Raw genomic sequence first — 17,008 nt, 5'->3', positions numbered from 1 at the left:
GTCTCAATTCTGGCTTGATTTAATATGCCTAAATCCGTTGGGTATTTGATGTCTGCTGGCGCACAAGTCGCATCTAAAATTAGTTTACCTTTATTTTTTATTTTTTCTCCTTTTTCTTGGAGACAATCCTTTTTTTTTACTTCTTTATCACTCTTGTCTATTTCTCTTTTTACTATTTTTTTATTGATTTTGTTTATCAATTCTCCATCAATTCTTTTCCTAAAATGAACTAGCATTGAAGATTCCAGTGGTGGCTCTTGTTGATAACAATTTAAACCTATAAAGTATTGTAGATAGGGATTTTCTTTAATCTGTTCTATAGTTTCTCTATCACTTGTTCCTAATTTTCCCTTAATAATTAATGTCCCTAATGCCATTCTAAATAGTTTGGCTGGCGCACCTTTTTCTGCTGAAAAAAGTTTAGCATATTCTTCCTCAAAATCATCCCAAGGTATCAACTCTGCCATGATTACCCAACGATTATTGGGGGACAATTTGCCCTCGAAAGGTAATTCAAATTTTTCTGGGGGCGGTAAAGGTTGCTCCTCTTTTCGATACATTTGTTCTTGACCAACAACTGGGAGGTGTTTCTACCAATTATAGCGGTTTGTAGCAGACAAAGCTGATCTTTTTTGCGATCGCGAATATGGGTGTAACCTTTTAAAGAATAGGGTTTTGCTTTTATTCAGCAAACCCTAACGTAGGCCGATGCACATTCTGAAAATCTTCTTAATTATACCATTTTCATAAACTTAGACTACAGAGGTTTATCTTGTAGGGGTCAACGGCCGTTGACCCCTACACCGGATGTGTAGCCGGACTTTAGGAAATTGGTATTAAAAGAAGAATAATCTTAATTTTCCCACCACATAACTTTTAAATATTGTTTATTATTGGAGCAAATTAATCAAGTCATCTTTTGTTAATTGAGCATCTCTTAATATTTTTAGAAGGAACCCTTTACCCACAATTTTTCCACTATAGCAATCATTTATCAGTTGTGAGAATTAATGTTGAAACTGATCCCCCCTAACCCCCCTTATTAAGGGGGGATCTTGATGTTCTCATGAATCATTCCTGATTGCTATATGTACAGGAACAGTAACAACTCTTCCATCTTCATGTCTGAGACGCATATGACTACCTTTTTGACGTACAAATTGAAATCCAACTTTATTAAGAACTTGGATAAGTTGATTTCCCGTAACATTGGGTAATTTAGGCATTAGATAGATACTTTTTGAATTCCTACAAACTCCGATAAATTTTTATTACTTTCTTCTTGTTCTTCCAAGCAAAGTTCAATAACTTCTTTAATATTAGTCAATAACTCATCAATGGTGTCTCCTTGGCTATAACAACCTTTAAGCTGAGGAACTTCTCCGACATAGTAACCATCCTCGTCCCGTTCAATCACGACATAGAATTCTCTTGGTGTTAGCATTGATCATTAAACCTATTGATTTTGTTATCTTAGAGGTGGGCAACGCTTAAACTGATTTAAAGCTATCATAATATCTAAAAAATTTGCCCACCCTACCAATATAAAGAGTGTTTCTGGGAATGACAACTACTCATCAGTTTATTCTTCCAGAAAGGGTCTTTCACAAGTAAAAGTTAAACATTGATTAGTAACTGGATGAACAAAAGAAAGTTGATAAGCATGGAGAAAATAACCACAATCACCAGGAACATTAATGGTGTCGTTGTCCTCTTTAAAACCCGTTTTAGGAATGCCCCCAACAACATATAAAGGATCACCCAATAAAGGATAACCAATGGTAGCTAAATGAATTCTAATTTGATGAGGACGACCGGTTAATATAGTAACTTCCAAAAGTGTTTTATCTACATATCTTCCTAGAACACGACACTCACTATAAGCATATTTTCCATCAACTTTTGCCCCATAAATATAACCCAAAACCGGATCAGGTATTTTGCCAATGGGATGATCAATACTAAACTTATCAGGAAGATTATTTTTGCCAATTAAACCCTGATATACTTTGCTAATTTTCTGTTCTCGCATTTGTTGGGTTAAATGAGAACGAGCGATCGCACTTTTTCCCATCAACATTAACCCCGATGTTCCTCTCCCTAAACGATGAATAGGAATCGGTTCATTTTGGGGATACTGTTTTTTTAACTGCCATAATAAAGTATGTTCTAAAAATCCTCCCCCTGGTAACACAGGAAGACCAGAAGGTTTATTAACAATTAAGAGATTATCATCCTCATAGATAATCTCAAAAGATAAAGGTACTTCTGGTTCTTGCCAAGGAGGACGATGATAGCTTAACCGTTGCCCTGTTTTCAAAACAGTTTGAGGGTCAACAGTTTGCTCATCAACAAGAACTTGACCACTAATAATCCTTTCTAACCATTGTTGATAGTTAGAATGATGGTAATGTTTAGTATAGTATTCTATGAGAGTTAGACCGGCATGATTTTGCTTAATTTTTTCTCGATAAATCCAGCCCTTATTCATGCCTTAATCTTCTTCGAGGAAATTTTTTCCTCCTCTTAGAAGTACGATGGGTTTGAGGAAAACCAAGAGGTTTTATTTGTTGATGTTGACGAACATCTTCGAGTTCTTCTAACTCAGTATAGTCAACCCAGTGGATACAATCCACAGGACAAGTATCGATCGCTTCTTGGATGGTATCCTCTTCATCGCCATCTTGATTGTAAACCCGCGCCCGCCCATAATTCTCCTCAACGTAGAAGGTATTAGGGGCAAAGTGAACACAGTTTTTACAGCCAATACAGGTCAACTCATCGACATAAACACCTTTTTGTCGTAGTTGACCCCCTAATTCTGGCTCAAACCCCGTTCTTTCGGGGGCATCTCGAAAAATCCCCCCTAGTTCCGGTTCTAACCCAGAGCGATCGGGGGTGAGGGAAAAATCAGTCATTACGCACTCCAGCGTTGAACAACAAGGCGAATAGAACCGTCTTCATTTTTTTGTTGTTGGGCAACTTGAAACCCTTGTTGAGCAGACTCATCAAGAATGGTATGCAGAGCATATCCTTGAGTTACTTTTTTCAAAAATCCATCAACTGATAAAGGTTGTTGCCAATATTCTAAATCGGCAACTAATTCGTATTCGCTACCATTCCAGCTAAAACCAATGTCATAGTTATTTTCTTGTTCAACTACAATTTCAGCCTTACGGGTTTGACCTTTATAACCTCTAACGGTATCGGGTCCTTCTTTCCAATCGATCCCCATGTCGTTGAGTGCTGCTTTGAGAGAGGTTAGGTTACGGATTTGGGTTTTAATGTTGCTAAAGTGTGACATATTCTTTCAAATGTGAGAACTTTACAAAGGGCGAAAAATTAACGGTTACCAATCGCTAGAAGAAGCTTGATTGCTTGCTGTTGCTACTTGGGTGTTTTGTTGCTGATAGTATTCAGAGGTCTTTTCCGTAGAAATTACTCTTCCTAGTTGCGCTTCGATCGCTGCCGTTACCTCTTGACAAGAGGAACCAATTATGCCAGTGACCATTTCTTTAACACGGCCATCGGGGTAGATCACGAATTCTAGGGTTTCCATATTCATGGTTGATTCTAGAATAGAAGTTTATGGGGGGTTTAGGCGTTTTCTCTCTTCTAGGAAGGATTAATTTGGCCTCTGCTGCTCAAGATATAAATCTTGATTAAGCTTAGCATTACTAATCAAATTTTAGCAAAAGTTAATATTTGGTTAGTCTTCTGCTCAGTTTAATGTAAGTTTCGCTTAACCTTCCAGAAAAAGTCAAGGGTAACTTTCCCACAATAGTAAGAAGTTAACAAAAATATACAGAAATGACCAATTAGCGAAAATTTGGGTTCACATCTGGGACCTTTTACTAAGAAAGATTATCAATCCAGACTGCGGGGATCAAGAGCATCTCTCAAACCATCTCCCAGTAAATTAAAGGAGAGAACGGTGAGGATAATTAAAAGAGCCGGAGGACAAATCAGCCAGGGTTGAAGCACCAAAATGGAGGCATTTGTCGATACCGAGAGTAAATTACCCCAACTGGGGTCAGGTTGTTGAATTCCTAGGCCAATGAGACTGAGGACAGACTCAGAAACAATAAAACCAGGAACTGCTAGCGTTGCTGATATAATAATATAGGTAGCTGTTTGGGGAAGTACATGACGAACAATAATGCGCCAAGGAGTTGCCCCCATAGCTTTTGCGGCCTGAACAAATTCCTGTTCTTTGAGGGATAAAACCTGACCACGGATAACCCTGGCCAGTCCTGACCAACCAATAAAAGAAGTAATTAAGACAATCAACAAGAATCGTTGCGCACTGGTCAAACTAGGGGGCAGCACAGCAGCTAGAGCTACTAAAAGATAAATGCCAGGAATTGTCATTAAAACTTCTACCAGACGCATTAAAACTGCATCGAGCCAGCCACCAAAATAACCGGCAATGCCTCCGACGATCATGCCGAGGGGAAAAGAGATAATAATACCGACTAGACCGATAAATAGGCTAATTCTGCCCCCAAAAAGTAAACGACTGAATTGATCTCTTGCTTGTTCATCCGTTCCCAGTAAATTAAGTTTTCCTGGACCAACAGTACCAAAAAGATGACGATCCAGAGGAATACCAGAAAATAGTTCTACTTCTTCAAAAGAAGGGGGTAAAGGGAGACGAACTTGTAAGAAGGGGTAAGTTTCACCCTTAACCAAGAGCCGAATGGGAGAAGGTTGCTCAAAATCGACATTTAAACTGCGTTTTCCCGTCTCAACATCCGTAGGACTTTGGGTGGTTGGATAGACGTGGGGACCGATAAAGCGACCGTCTTGGGTTGTCCAATGAATTTGTGTGGGGGGAAGGAGAGAACCATCAGCTTGTGATATGTAGGGATTATAAGGAGCGACAAAATCAGCCGCAATCACAGCTATATAGAAAATTATCAGTAATACTGCTCCAAAACGAGCGAGAGGATTATTTTTAAGTTTTTGCCACCAGTTAGTTGAGTGGACTGAAGATATCATAAACATTCAAAACAAGTATAGTCAAAATTCCTTATTACTTTACCTCACTCAAGCCAAAAAGTAGAAAAATAGCATCACTTAGATTTTGTTACTTCCACTAAAACAATTGCATCATCATGAAAAGGAGGATCGGGTTGCGACTCTTTGATAGGTCTCCTGTTTTCATCCCGGACAATATTGCCGTTTTCATCCCTCTTAAGTTGATTAAATTCAAATTCTATAAAGTAGAGAACCTTGTTATCAGGAAGGAAAAAGTCGTAAGTACCATCATCAGCCTCCCTAATTAATTTGTCAGACTTTAACAAATCGACAATTTCTTGAAAATTTTTTGATTTACTATCAATAATATGATCTAGCTTAGTATGATTCCCGGTATCATTAGTAGCATACTTTATTCTACCATTTCCATCGTTAAGATTAATCTGATACTGTCTATTTTTATAGCTACATCCTCCGGAGCTTGTTTCTGTTATGTGAAAATTAGCTGCTTGATTTTTCTTGAATGAAACTGTATCACCTCGGACTGTCCCTTCAACTAACCCCTCGGCATTCAGATCGCTAGTATAAAAAACGGTTTCAACTTCGGTAGAGGTGGTTTCATTGTAACAAGGAATTTTGACATGGAGAACATCAATAGTGGCATGACCGTCTTCCTCAAAGACAATGGGTGGGGTAACCCTATAACGAGGGATACGAGTTCCATTACCACCACTGAGTTCCGAACGGGCATGAGCCATTGTGACCACTTCGTACTCCATCTTATCCCCATGACGGCTTTCTTTACTCCTAATATTTTCTGTTCCATACCCCAAATGCTCAAACTCCTCAAGGGTAGTACCAAGAAGATTAACTTGTGCTAGTGCAGCTTAGCAAAAATAATCCACCAGTCACTTATGATCTTTAAAGCCCTTAAATTTCCAAACGAACGGCTTAGCAAAATGTTGATTAAGTAATCAATAAAATTGAGAATTTTTTGGGATAGTTCTTCAGTTGAACGGACAGTAATTCTTTTGAGTAAACGCCTGACTAAGATCGAAAACCAACACTCAATTTGATTAAGCCACGATGTATGTTTGGGAATATAAACAAAGCGAATTCGATGAGATTCATCTGATAAAAAATCTGCTCTGCTGTCCATAGATTGCAAAATTCCCTCCTTTCCTTTTCTCCCCAAATCAATAGTAATTCCACAGCTTTCTGCTACTAATTTGACTAAGCTTTCCGATTTATGAGTGTTGAGTTGATCTACAATAAAAATCCATTCTGCTTTTTCATCAATCTTAATCGTTCTCTGGATATGTTCAGAAAAATCTTGTTCTGTTCTTGTCGGTCCAATAGAGGGACTAACAACTTTTCCTCTTGCCACATCCCAGTTCGCAATCAAGCTTAAAGTTCCGTGTCTTTCATATTCAAATTCGATTTTTTCTACTTGTTTAGGCTTGATTCTTTTGTTCGGAAATAATCTCTCAAGAGCTTGAATCCCTGTCATTTCATCTGTACTAATTAAATGAATTCCTTGTTCTAACAAAGTTTTAGCTTCTTGATGAAGTTCACAGATATATTTGACTTGCTTTTTAAATTTTAAGGGATCATCAATTTTGGCATTTAACCAGTAACGAACGAGATGTGGTTGTAATGTCGCTTCTTTTTAAAAAACGCCCCACACTACGGGGGGAAATCTTTTCGACAATTCCTCTTTTTATGGCTTCATCCGCCAACTCTGAAGGTGTCCAATGGCTCACTGGTCTGTCTGATTTTTCACATTCTTCACAAGCGATCGCTACAATCTGGACTACTTGTTCGACCGTAAAGGATTTTGTTGTTCCAGGTCTTGGGCGATCGCTTAAAATTCCTTTGATCAAGACCATTAATGCTTTCTCCGTTACCTGTTGTTCTTCGGCGGCACTCAGTTTTTCTCTCTCCTCAAACCATCGCGATCGCCACTGACGCACTTATACTCGGTCTAATTCTAATCTTCGACTAATCGAACTATTGCTCTCTCCTGATGCTGCGGCTAAGATTAGCTTGGCTCGTCTAACAAGGCGATAGGGGTTTGTTGTCCCTCTCACTATTTGTTGGAGTACTGTTTTCTGTAGGTTGGAGAGGTTAATTGGCAATGCTTTTATCATGGACATCAACTTCGAGATTCTTCCGTTAGTTTCATTGAAACACATTGTCGTGGCTAGTCACGAAAGTTTTTGTAAAAATCTGGTGGATTACTTTCGCCAAGCTGCACTAGCAGAAACTTTAGGAACTATCGATCCAGGAAATTCTACAGCTATTAATTTAATCGTTCAAGGGTTAGAAAAACCCCAGAAGGAACAAGACTATCAAAAAGCGTTTTTAACGTTAGAAAAAATTGCTCAAGGACAGGGACAAGGGGTTAAAGCCCTAGTTCGTTTATTACATAGTAAACCAAACCCTAATTTTAAGCGACGGATCTTTCAGTGTTTAGAAATTATTGGTCAAGGAAATGCAACCGCTATTGCTATTTTAGTTCAATTAATTCGCAGCACCAAAGACGAAACTATCCGAAGACAGGCAGCAGAAAGTTTAGAAAAGATAGATCCCAGTAATCCCACAGCTATTGCCGGCTTAATAAAACTAATGGAGACAACCCAAAAAACAAGTATTCGTCAAGAAGTTGTTTATAATTTGGGAGAAGTTTGTCCAGGAAATCGTCAAGCTGTCGCTGCTTTGGTATCTCTTTTGGAAACAAATGATGACCTTTATTTACGTTGAATGGCTATTAGTAGTTTGGGAAAAATTGGTACGGGGAATGAACAAGCGATCGCTATTTTAGAAAAATTAATTGAACCAGAAGAACCCTTACTAATTCGTAAAGAAGCATTAGATAGCTTAGGGAAAGTTGACCCCAGTAATCCAAGGAGTGTTAAAGTTTCTATACAATTAATGGAAGAAACAGAAGATGAAGAAGTCTATCGAGAAATTGCTGAGAAATTAGGAAAAATTGATCCAGGAAATCCAACTTCCATCAAGGCTTTGAGTAAAAATTTACAAATATCAAGAGACGAGTTTGTTTTACGTCAAGTTGCAGTTAGTTTGGGTAAGCTTGACCCAGGAAATTTAGAAGTATTGATGGTTTTAGTGAATTTAATTCAATCCACTAATGATCCAGATATTCGTAGTTTGGCAGCGGAAAGTTTAGGGGAAGTTGGTCAAGGAAACCCAGCAGCGATCGCCACATTAATTCGACTATTAGAAACAAGTTCTCACCCAGAAAGTCTGCGTTGTGCAGCGAAAAGTTTAAGTAAGATTGCCGTAGGGAATAAAGGGACTATCACTACTTTTATAAGACTTTTGCCTACTATTAAGGATAAAGATTTAGGAAAACAAATTGCAGAAGGATTAATAACTATTTTACCAGAAAAAAAAATGTCCCAAGTGGTTAGTCAATTGCGGGATCATCTGCTATATAGATCATTACCCGATCATTCTCCTTGTTATCAAGTGATGTGGCATTGCGCCCAACATTTATCCTATCAAACTTTTAAGGAAGCTTGGCAGCAACGGGGTTTACCCCAGAAACTGTCATTAACTTTGCAAAATACCGAACCAGAAACAAAAGAGAATAACAGCAGTTTTGAGAGGTTACAACAACAACTCAAAAACGCACCAGAGTTAACCTCCGATCAGATTATTTTCATCGCAACTCGCCGCTTTATAGATGCGGAGAATCCTGCCATTGATATCTACGATCAAATGTTAGAACAAAACTGTCCAGTCTTTGAATATGGTTTACCAGAAACTCTCTCTAAACTTCGTCTTTATTGGCATTTACCACCACAAAAGTCAAATAAAAGCAAGTTAATTTTACTTTTTTACGATCAGGGTAATTCCAGTTTATCTGCCCATCTTTTAAATAGTTTAGTGAAGTTTAAAGGAATCATTGCTGTTATAACCCAACAGGAATCATCAGAGTTATCCGTCTTTTCTCCTGATGATCCTCAGTTGGGGCAAACCCTCATTGATTGGCTGCAACAAAAGTTAAATAATTGACACCGGAGACACCGGAGACACCGGAGAGTATTTTCCCAGGAAATTAATAATTACTCCCACTTTTGCGGAGATGTAATTATTAATTGTTAATTGTTCATTGTTCATTGCTCAAAACCTTGTTTAAATGGTTCTTAGCTTACAAGAGACCAACATAGTGGAGGGGTCCATGACCGGTCATTAACTCGATCAACAAGCCGAAAAACCCTAACATAGCTAATCTTCCGTTCCAAACCTCAGCAGCAGTAGTCAGTCCCCACTGCCAACGTTCTTGGGGATACATTTTCATGTTTTTCTTGGGATGGGTAATAGATTTAAAGGTGACGGGGGGTTCTTTGAGAGAATGGGTAACTAAGTCTGCTAACGCATCGATGAAAAGGGTATGGGTATTCAAAGCAGGAACTCTCAGAAAATTGGTAATTCCTGCTTCTTCGGCCACTTCACGGTATTCGATATCAATTTCTTGTAGGGTTTCGATATGTTCCGAAACAAAACTAATGGGAACCACTAATAAATTTTTGACTCCTTCTGCCCCAAGTTCTTGCAATGCTTCCTCTGTGTAGGGTTTTAACCATTCCACAGGGCCAACTCTACTTTGATAAGCTAAAGTATGAGCGTTGGGACGGCTGAGGGTTTTCATGATCAAACGGGTACAAGCTTCAATTTCTGCTTGATAGGGATCGCCAGCTTCTTCGACATAGCTTTGCGGAACTCCGTGGGCGCTAAAAAAGATATGAATGTCATCGGGGTTCGGACATTTATCCAATTCTTGGGCGATGAGGTCGGCCATCGCTTGTAAATAAAGAGGATGATCGTACCAGGATGGGATCAAAGTATATTCTATCTGTCGCAGCATGGGATCGGCTTCCCACATTTCTTCGAGTACCCGAAAACTAGAACCACTGGTACTGATAGAAAATTGAGGATAGAGAGGAAGAATGACTAATTTACGGAGGCGATCGCGTTTGATGCGGGCAATAGCTTCTTCGGTGAAAGGATACCAATAGCGCATTCCGATATAAATATCGGCTTTTTGACCAGTCTCAGCAAGTTTCTGTTCCAGGGCCTCTCCTTGCGCTTCTGTAATCTTCCGTAAAGGTGATCCTCCCCCAATTTGACGATAATTTTCTTGAGAGGTATTCACCCTAGCATTGGAAATGAACCAAGCTAAAGGTTTTTGTAGCCAAGGAAAAGGTAGTCTGATAATTTCTGGATCAGAAAATAGATTGAACAGGAAAGGGCGAACATCTTGTAATTGTTCTGGACCCCCTAAATTTAGTAATAAGACCCCAACGCGATCCATAATTTTTTATAGTTAATTAAGATTTTTTGATTCTTAGATAAGTGTAACAAGATTTGCACCCTTAATAACAGTTTTCAATGGGATTAATCAATATGTACTATCAGCGACGGGCAAACCTTGATGATGCTAAAGCCATCGCCCCTCTGTGGATGGCTTTTTTAGAGGAGCGATCGCAGCACGACCCTGGAATGGTTCTTAAGCCTGATTTTGATTTTGTCTCCTATGTCAAACAGAAGTTAGAATCTCCCTATATTTATGGGTTTATTTTGGAATATGGAGAACATAAAAAGATTGTGGGCTTTTTATTTGTTTATGTTCATGACGAAACCCCATCTTTAGACTATGACGGGGTAACGGATAGTCCTTTTCAACCTCGTCGTTTGGGTGGGGCGATCGGCTTATATGTTGAGGAAAAACATCGTCAACCCGATGCTATTTGCTTGTTAGTTGAAGGTGCGATCGCTTTGGCTCAAAAATTGAAAATTAGCGATATTGACCTATTAATTAGCATTGAACAAACAGGGGTTCATAAGTTACTAGAAAGGTTTGGCTTTAAAAAAGCTGCTATTCAATATACCCAACACTATGAAATAAAAGATAAAAATTTACCTCCTTTAAAGCCTCAGGTTTCTCAAAGCAGTAAATTTATTATGATTAATATAAAAAGTGTTTACAGATCAATTATGAAAACCTTAGGGTGGGCAAATTAGAGACTTATCTAGACTACTGATAAACTAGAAACTTTGCCCACCTGACAAAACCTAGATTGTCCACTGTAGCTATATTTTACTCTGTAAATTTTAAGTAATATGATTGATCATTATCGTTTATTTAAGGAATTAATTTCCACTTTCTTTGTAGAGTTTATTGATTTATTTTTTCCTGAAGTTCTCACTTATTTGGAACAGGAGTCAATTACCTTTTTAGACAAAGAAGTATTTACCGATGTGACGGAAGGAGAGAAGTATGAAAGTGATTTAATTGCTAAAGTTAAATTTCAGGGAAAAGATGCTTATTTTTTGATTCATGTGGAAGCACAAGCAACGGCAAAAGCGCAATTTAATCGACGAATGTTTACTTATTTTGCCCGCTTTCATGAAAAATTTGCCTTACCTGTCTATCCTATTGTGATCTTTTCTTATGATAGTCCTAATAAAGAAGCAGACAAACAATATGAGGTAATATTTCCTGATTTTAAAGTCTTAGAATTTAATTATCAGGTGATTCAATTAAATCGTTTAAATTGGCGAGATTTTCTGAATCAATCTAACCCTGTTGCGTCTGCATTAATGGCGAAAATGAAGATTGATCCCAAAGATCGACCCAAAGTTAAAGCAGAATGTTTGAGGTTATTGGTAACATTGAAATTAGACCCTGCGAGAATGCAATTGATTTCGGGGTTTGTGGACACTTATCTAACCTTAAATCGTTCAGAAGAAATACAATTTCAAACAGAAATTGATACATTTAGTCAACCAGTACAGGAGGATGTTATGGAATTTACTACCAGTTGGATGCGTCAAGGTCAAGTATCTCTTGTCATTCGTCAAATTAAACATAAATTTGGGGAGGTTAACTCAGCATTAGTTGAAAAAATTGAGAGTTTAAATAGTTCTCAGTTAGAAGATTTAGGAGAAGCTTTATTAGATTTCTCTACCATTGATGATTTAGTTAACTGGTTAAATGTTTGAGAATTTCAAACAGAAATTAGAAGAGATGTATATTAGCCATTAAATAAAATCAATGTAAATAGTTCATCAAGACAGAGGTTAAATTATGACTCAAGCAATGATTCAAGATACAGTTATTTTAAACAAGTTTCATCAACTAACACCTGAACAACAACAATAAATGCTCGATTTCATGGATTTTTTGTTATTTAAAAAGGAAATTAAAGATGATACAATTACTCAAATAAAATCTAAACCTGCTTTAGCCGGAACACAACCATTTGAATTTCTCGGAACTCCTGAAGAATCAGGGATTCCTGTTGATGAGTGGAATATGGAACATTTTCACTGAATTTGATAAATATCATTTTTATTTTTTATTAATTAAAAATCGGAGAAAAAAGATGATGAAATGAAGATTAAACAGAATTGTAGGGTGTATTAGTGTAGCGTAATACACCACAAAACTTATGATTGGTGTGTTACGGCATAAAAAGTAGAAAAATTACCCAAAAAATTATAGTTTTCCTAACGCACCCTACTTAATTTCTAACCAAACTCATTTAAGAAAAATACATCAAAATGAATACTAAATTAGCCATCGAACTATTAACCCAATCTTACAATAATTTAATTACCTTTTTATATGGTTTAAGTTTATTAAATAATGAAACAGCTATTAACTCTTTAAAAAGTGCATTTGATGCTGCTTTTCAAGTATTTTTGGATGAATATGAGGAGTTAAGAAAAGATGTCTCGGTAACATCTTCTGAGATACAAACTATTGAAGAAAAGTTAACTATTGCTAATAAAATTTATCGGTTTGAATAGGAAAGGTTACAAAGGTTGATAGCAGATAAAGCTTCTTTAGTCAAGGAAATAGAGATATTTGAGGAACAAAAAGAATCTATTGAAAAGTTTTCTGATGAGGAAAAGTTAGTTATTAAAGCTAAGGTTGATGAGATTAAAGAAGATATTTCTGAGACAGAGGAAGAAATATCACAGCTTCGTCAAGATACCAATAGTAATGAGCAACAAATTGATGCTTTAAATAGAGAGTTAATTGCCCATATTTTACGGTTAGATACACAAAAGGAATTATTATCCTTGAGTAGGTTAGATACTGCTCAAAAATTCGAGTCAGTTAAGTTACAAATACAGCAGCAAACAGAGGATTTAGAAAGGTTAAATAATCAGGAGATTGTTGAACAGGAAACCATTGTTAATGATGCGAATCAAAAATTATTAGATTTACAAAGCGAGTTAGAAGGGTTACAAGCAACTGCAACATTAGCAGAGACAGCTTTAACTGATTTTGAAACTATTAATGCTTATTTATTAGCAGAAGATGTAACAGGGTTTTTAGATTGGAATATTGATGAAAATACCCCCGAAGTTATCAAGTTATGGCAACAATATTTAGCAGTAGAAGGGGAAGAAAAAATCTCAGAAAGGTTAACTTCTTTACAGTCTCAAGCAGCGTCAGAAGATGCGGTAACGGTTGCTTTAGAAGCGGATAGTATTGAAGGTTATGTTATTTTAGGTGCGGAGTTAGCAGAGGAAATTGAGAGTTTATCTGCTATTTGGTTAGAGAATTTACAAGAGTCTCATAAGTTGACGGTTGATGTCTGGAATTTATCGGAAAAACGTACCGAAGCAGTTAATGAATTAGAGAGTTATATAGAGGATAATTTAGCTGATCCGGAAGGGGAATATTTATTAGATAAAATTCAGTTACAAGAAGCGATCGCACGTCAAGAAGCGCAGGTTAATTATGCTGATGCTTTAGGGGAGTCTGTTGACAGTTTAGAAGAGGCGATCGCTGTTTTAAGCACTCAGCAACAACAGGTTAATTTATTATCTGAAAAAATAGAACATATTTCTACTTTAACTAGGTTAGAAGAAGAGTATGCTATCTTACAAGCAGTTAAAGACAAGTTAGCATCTGGCAAAAAAGATGATTATGAATCAGCAAAAGTTCAGATTATTAATCTTGCTAAATCTTTGTTAGAAAAAGTTAAAAATACTCCTAATTTACAAGGATATGCACAACAGTTAGAACAATATCTTACTAACGCACTTCAACCACCTGTTGATCAAGTTAAAGATAAGATTTATGGACTTGAGACCTTTAACCAAGCCCAATTTGCTTATAACGGTTTTGGGATTAATCATACTTGGGGGAATCAAAATATGGAGTCGGAGTTAATAATTATAGATATGAAACAGGAGATTTTAATGGAGATGGCAAAACAGACTTAGTTCATTTTGATGTTAATAATTATGTTCATCTTTGGCATTCTAATGGAGATGGAAGTTTCAGTATTAAGAGTTTTACTCCTGGTGGGGGATATGGAGTCGGAGTTAATAATTATAGATATGAAACAGGAGATTTTAATGGAGATGGCAAAACAGACTTAGTTCATTTTGATGTTAATAATTATGTTCATCTTTGGCATTCTAATGGAGATGGAAGTTTCAGTATTAAGAGTTTTACTCCTGGTGGGGGATATGGAGTCGGAGTTAATAATTATAGATACGAAACAGGAGATTTTAATGGAGATGGCAAAACAGACTTAGTTCATTTTGATGTTAATAATTATGTTCATCTTTGGCATTCTAATGGAGATGGAAGTTTCAGTATTAAGAGTTTTACTCCTGGTGGGGGATATGGAGTCGGAGTTAATAATTATAGATACGAAACAGGAGATTTTAATGGAGATGGCAAAACAGACTTAGTTCATTTTGATGTTAATAATTATGTTCATCTTTGGCATTCTAATGGAGATGGAAGTTTCAGTATTAAGAGTTTTACTCCTGGTCCCGAATTTCTCACAAAATCTGCGATCGCCAAACACAGAAGCCTTACAGGAAGTGGGTTTGAACAGAGCGATCGCAGATTTCCCCAACCAACAGTCTGTTGTCAGATTTTAAATTAAAATCAACCCGAATTAGACAAAGATGAAAAGATAAATCAATCACTAATTTTTCCAAAAAAATTATTAATAAAATCTCTAATAGTACTAGATTGTTAGAATAAAATATGCTATAATTTAATTATTAAAGCAATTTACCTTAAACTGATTTAATGAGTCCCAGTCATCCCCGAACCCCTCGTCAAGTAATCAACTTTAGTAAACAGAAAGGAAAAGAAATAATCGCTAATTTTGATGGGGGACTAATCACTTCAGATGCGGGGATTGTCTGGATAGCTGAGTTGGATAAAAAACTGGGAATTACCGAGAAGTTTGGTAACTGTTTTCAAGATCATCGTCATCAATCTTATGTAGATCATTCCGTTCATGAGTTATTAGCACAAAGGCTTTATGGAATTATTTTAGGCTATGAAGATGTCAATGACCATGATAAATTACGTCACGATCCTGCCCTTAAGATCGCTTTAGAAAAGCTTAATGAACTTGAAGATAAAAAGGGATGGTTAGCTGGAAAAAGTACAATTAATAGATTGGAATATTGTCCTGAGACTATTCTCGACAAAAAAACGAGTCGTTATCATAAAATAGAACCCAACTTTGAAGCCATTGAAAAATCTTTTGTCGAATTTTGTTTAGAGTCTTATAAAAAACCTCCCTTAAGTATTATATTAGATATGGATGTCACGGATGACCAAGTACATGGTAATCAAGAAGGGGCATTTTTTAATAGTTATTATCACGGAGTATGTTATGCTCCTTTATATATTTTCTGTGGGCATCATTTATTAGTGGCTAAACTTCGTTCATCTAATGTAGATCCAGCCGATGGAGCCTTAGACGAATTACAAAGAATTATCGGACTAATTAGAGAAAAATGGTCAGAGACTCATATCCTAGTTAGGGGTGATAGTGCCTATGCCCGTGAAGAAATCTTCTATTTTTGTGAAAATCAGCCTTTAGTTGATTATGTTATAGCTATGGGAACAAATGGCGTTCTTAAGTTACGAGCGGATGATGTAATTGAAAAAGCCAAACATGAATATGAAAAAAAACTAGCTCCAATAACTGAATTAATGGATAGTTTATTTCAGAAAAAAGAAGATTTAGAAGAAGTTAAAAAATTAGTACCAATTTCTACTTGGCATCGCTCTATTCGTTATAAAACAGAAAAGTCATGGAGTTGTCAAAGAAGAGTAGTGACAAAAGTTTGTTATGGAAGTGATGGCTTAAAAATGGTAACTGCTCACCGCAACAAAAAAGTCTTATTGAAAAGCACTACAAACAACATCAGTTGAGTCAACAAAAATATAAGCCCTGTGATTTAGCGTAAAATTTAAGCTAATTTATTACGGCTATTTTAATGACTAACATTCCCAGAATCAAGTCTTTTAAAAACCTCAAATAAAAACAACAATATGAGAAAAAAAAAAGAATAGTAAGATAGTTTTTTGTTAGCGGAGATTATCCGCTAACCCTGTGTATTTTTGTGCAGAGAGATAGGGGGATCAAGAAAAATCTATCCCCCATCGGCTCCGGAGCCTTTTACATCTCTAATCCTGGGGGACTCCGACCAGCTAATGAAAATAATTCGCATAATTGGACAATGGCATTTTGCCCCTGTAATCTCATGGTCTCTAAAAAACTGAACATTTGGGTGACTAACTCTGCACCCCAGTCGCTTCTTGCTCCCCCACTTACTTTGCGGTGAATGACAATGGGACGTAAAGCTCTCTCAGCATCATTATTATCTGGTTTGACTTCAGGATAAGTTAGAAAGGTGAACCACTCTTCCCAATGACGTTTGAGACGGTTAATCAATCTTTGTGCATCATAAGGCCATCCTTTTTTGGGAGTTGCTTTAAAAATCTTTTGCAGTGAGTTCTCGACTTCTGTTCTTTTGGAGCCTAAGTCTTCAAGGGTTAAATTTCGAGCATGATAATGACGATAATGGATACGGGCGGTTGCTAAAACTTGCTGTACATCGGCAGCAAATTCTCGATTCGCTTGAAAACGACTGGTTTTAAGGGACTCTAACTCTCGTTCTAAATGTGCCAGACATTTCTGTTGGCCAGGGATCCCCG

Annotated in this window: 19 protein-coding genes and 3 pseudogenes; 9 read left to right on the top strand and 13 right to left on the bottom strand. The window is 36.9% G+C overall.

Features of this window, described 5'->3' with window-relative positions; genetic code table 11:
• The 11 genes and pseudogenes from CWATDRAFT_RS21235 to CWATDRAFT_RS40215 form a co-directional block, all read right to left on the bottom strand.
• Positions 1-560: transposase (locus CWATDRAFT_RS21235; RefSeq protein ID WP_042712053.1), on the bottom strand; the 560-nt coding region annotated here is incomplete at its 3' end.
• Positions 561-1,064: 504 nt separating this feature from the next.
• Positions 1,065-1,226: a type II toxin-antitoxin system HicA family toxin gene (locus CWATDRAFT_RS34310; RefSeq protein ID WP_021830809.1), complete on the bottom strand. Its 162-nt coding sequence runs from the start codon at positions 1,224-1,226 to the stop codon at positions 1,065-1,067.
• A complete protein-coding gene (locus tag CWATDRAFT_RS21225; RefSeq protein WP_007306954.1) occupies positions 1,226-1,444 on the bottom strand; it encodes a type II toxin-antitoxin system HicB family antitoxin in 219 nt (72 codons plus the stop codon). Before CWATDRAFT_RS21225 ends, CWATDRAFT_RS34310 begins: the two co-directional genes overlap by 1 nt.
• A gap of 138 nt (positions 1,445-1,582) precedes the next feature.
• Entirely contained in the window at positions 1,583-2,491 is a 909-nt protein-coding gene (locus tag CWATDRAFT_RS21220; RefSeq protein WP_007306953.1) for an RluA family pseudouridine synthase, read from the bottom strand.
• Complete coding sequence (locus tag CWATDRAFT_RS21215; protein WP_007306952.1) at positions 2,484-2,918, bottom strand: ferredoxin; 435 nt, start codon at positions 2,916-2,918, stop codon at positions 2,484-2,486. Before CWATDRAFT_RS21215 ends, CWATDRAFT_RS21220 begins: the two co-directional genes overlap by 8 nt.
• Complete coding sequence (locus CWATDRAFT_RS21210) at positions 2,918-3,304, bottom strand: DUF1257 domain-containing protein (RefSeq protein ID WP_007306951.1); 387 nt, start codon at positions 3,302-3,304, stop codon at positions 2,918-2,920. The genes CWATDRAFT_RS21215 and CWATDRAFT_RS21210 overlap by 1 nt, the downstream gene beginning before the upstream one ends.
• A 45-nt stretch (positions 3,305-3,349) precedes the next feature.
• A complete protein-coding gene (locus tag CWATDRAFT_RS21205; RefSeq protein WP_007306950.1) occupies positions 3,350-3,565 on the bottom strand; it encodes a DUF2997 domain-containing protein in 216 nt (71 codons plus the stop codon).
• Positions 3,566-3,867: 302 nt separating this feature from the next.
• Positions 3,868-5,007, bottom strand: coding sequence for an ABC transporter permease (locus tag CWATDRAFT_RS21200; protein WP_007306949.1), 1,140 nt, complete (start codon positions 5,005-5,007; stop codon positions 3,868-3,870).
• 68 nt (positions 5,008-5,075) lie between these two features.
• Positions 5,076-5,738: a hypothetical protein gene (locus tag CWATDRAFT_RS21195; protein ID WP_157134138.1), complete on the bottom strand. Its 663-nt coding sequence runs from the start codon at positions 5,736-5,738 to the stop codon at positions 5,076-5,078.
• Positions 5,739-5,888: 150 nt separating this feature from the next.
• A pseudogene (locus CWATDRAFT_RS21190) lies at positions 5,889-6,529 on the bottom strand (transposase).
• Positions 6,530-6,593: 64 nt separating this feature from the next.
• A pseudogene (locus CWATDRAFT_RS40215) lies at positions 6,594-7,175 on the bottom strand (helix-turn-helix domain-containing protein).
• A 4-nt stretch (positions 7,176-7,179) separates the two neighbouring features.
• Between CWATDRAFT_RS40215 and CWATDRAFT_RS40210 the strand changes: the two are divergent.
• Together CWATDRAFT_RS40210 and CWATDRAFT_RS21180 are read left to right on the top strand one after the other, a co-directional pair.
• Positions 7,180-7,743, top strand: a complete 564-nt coding sequence (locus tag CWATDRAFT_RS40210; protein WP_232287162.1) for a HEAT repeat domain-containing protein — start codon at positions 7,180-7,182, stop codon at positions 7,741-7,743.
• A complete protein-coding gene (locus tag CWATDRAFT_RS21180) occupies positions 7,744-9,021 on the top strand; it encodes a HEAT repeat domain-containing protein (protein ID WP_007306956.1) in 1,278 nt (425 codons plus the stop codon).
• Between the two features lie 136 nt (positions 9,022-9,157).
• Here the strand turns inward: CWATDRAFT_RS21180 and hemH are convergent, their stop codons facing one another.
• The gene (hemH, locus tag CWATDRAFT_RS21175) at positions 9,158-10,321 is read right to left on the bottom strand and encodes a ferrochelatase (RefSeq protein WP_007306945.1); all 1,164 of its coding nucleotides are present in this window, start codon (positions 10,319-10,321) and stop codon (positions 9,158-9,160) included.
• A 77-nt stretch (positions 10,322-10,398) separates the two neighbouring features.
• On the opposite strand from hemH, the gene CWATDRAFT_RS21170 reads away from it, so the two are divergent.
• From CWATDRAFT_RS21170 to CWATDRAFT_RS21145, 7 genes and pseudogenes are all read left to right on the top strand, one after another.
• Positions 10,399-11,031, top strand: coding sequence for a GNAT family N-acetyltransferase (locus CWATDRAFT_RS21170; RefSeq protein ID WP_232287161.1), 633 nt, complete (start codon positions 10,399-10,401; stop codon positions 11,029-11,031).
• Positions 11,032-11,130: 99 nt separating this feature from the next.
• Positions 11,131-12,012 carry a DUF4351 domain-containing protein gene (locus CWATDRAFT_RS21165; protein WP_007306958.1) on the top strand — a complete coding sequence of 294 codons (882 nt, stop codon included), beginning with the start codon at positions 11,131-11,133 and terminating at the stop codon, positions 12,010-12,012.
• A 160-nt stretch (positions 12,013-12,172) separates the two neighbouring features.
• Complete coding sequence (locus CWATDRAFT_RS37510) at positions 12,173-12,343, top strand: hypothetical protein (protein ID WP_157134137.1); 171 nt, start codon at positions 12,173-12,175, stop codon at positions 12,341-12,343.
• A 230-nt stretch (positions 12,344-12,573) separates the two neighbouring features.
• The gene (locus CWATDRAFT_RS21160; protein ID WP_007306959.1) at positions 12,574-12,822 is read left to right on the top strand and encodes a hypothetical protein; all 249 of its coding nucleotides are present in this window, start codon (positions 12,574-12,576) and stop codon (positions 12,820-12,822) included.
• A gap of 15 nt (positions 12,823-12,837) precedes the next feature.
• Positions 12,838-14,253, top strand: a complete 1,416-nt coding sequence (locus CWATDRAFT_RS21155) for a coiled-coil domain-containing protein (RefSeq protein WP_007306960.1) — start codon at positions 12,838-12,840, stop codon at positions 14,251-14,253.
• Complete coding sequence (locus tag CWATDRAFT_RS21150; protein WP_007306961.1) at positions 14,169-14,930, top strand: FG-GAP repeat domain-containing protein; 762 nt, start codon at positions 14,169-14,171, stop codon at positions 14,928-14,930. Before CWATDRAFT_RS21155 ends, CWATDRAFT_RS21150 begins: the two co-directional genes overlap by 85 nt.
• 149 nt (positions 14,931-15,079) lie before the next feature.
• Positions 15,080-16,162, top strand: a pseudogene (locus CWATDRAFT_RS21145) (IS1380-like element ISCwa5 family transposase); the annotation flags it as partial.
• A gap of 307 nt (positions 16,163-16,469) precedes the next feature.
• Here the strand turns inward: CWATDRAFT_RS21145 and CWATDRAFT_RS21140 are convergent.
• Positions 16,470-17,008: IS66 family transposase (locus CWATDRAFT_RS21140; protein ID WP_007306944.1), on the bottom strand; the 539-nt coding region annotated here is incomplete at its 5' end.

The sequence above is a fragment of the Crocosphaera watsonii WH 8501 genome, assembly GCF_000167195.1.
Taxonomy (GTDB): domain Bacteria; phylum Cyanobacteriota; class Cyanobacteriia; order Cyanobacteriales; family Microcystaceae; genus Crocosphaera; species Crocosphaera watsonii.
This window is presented reverse-complemented; position numbering and strand designations above follow the sequence as displayed.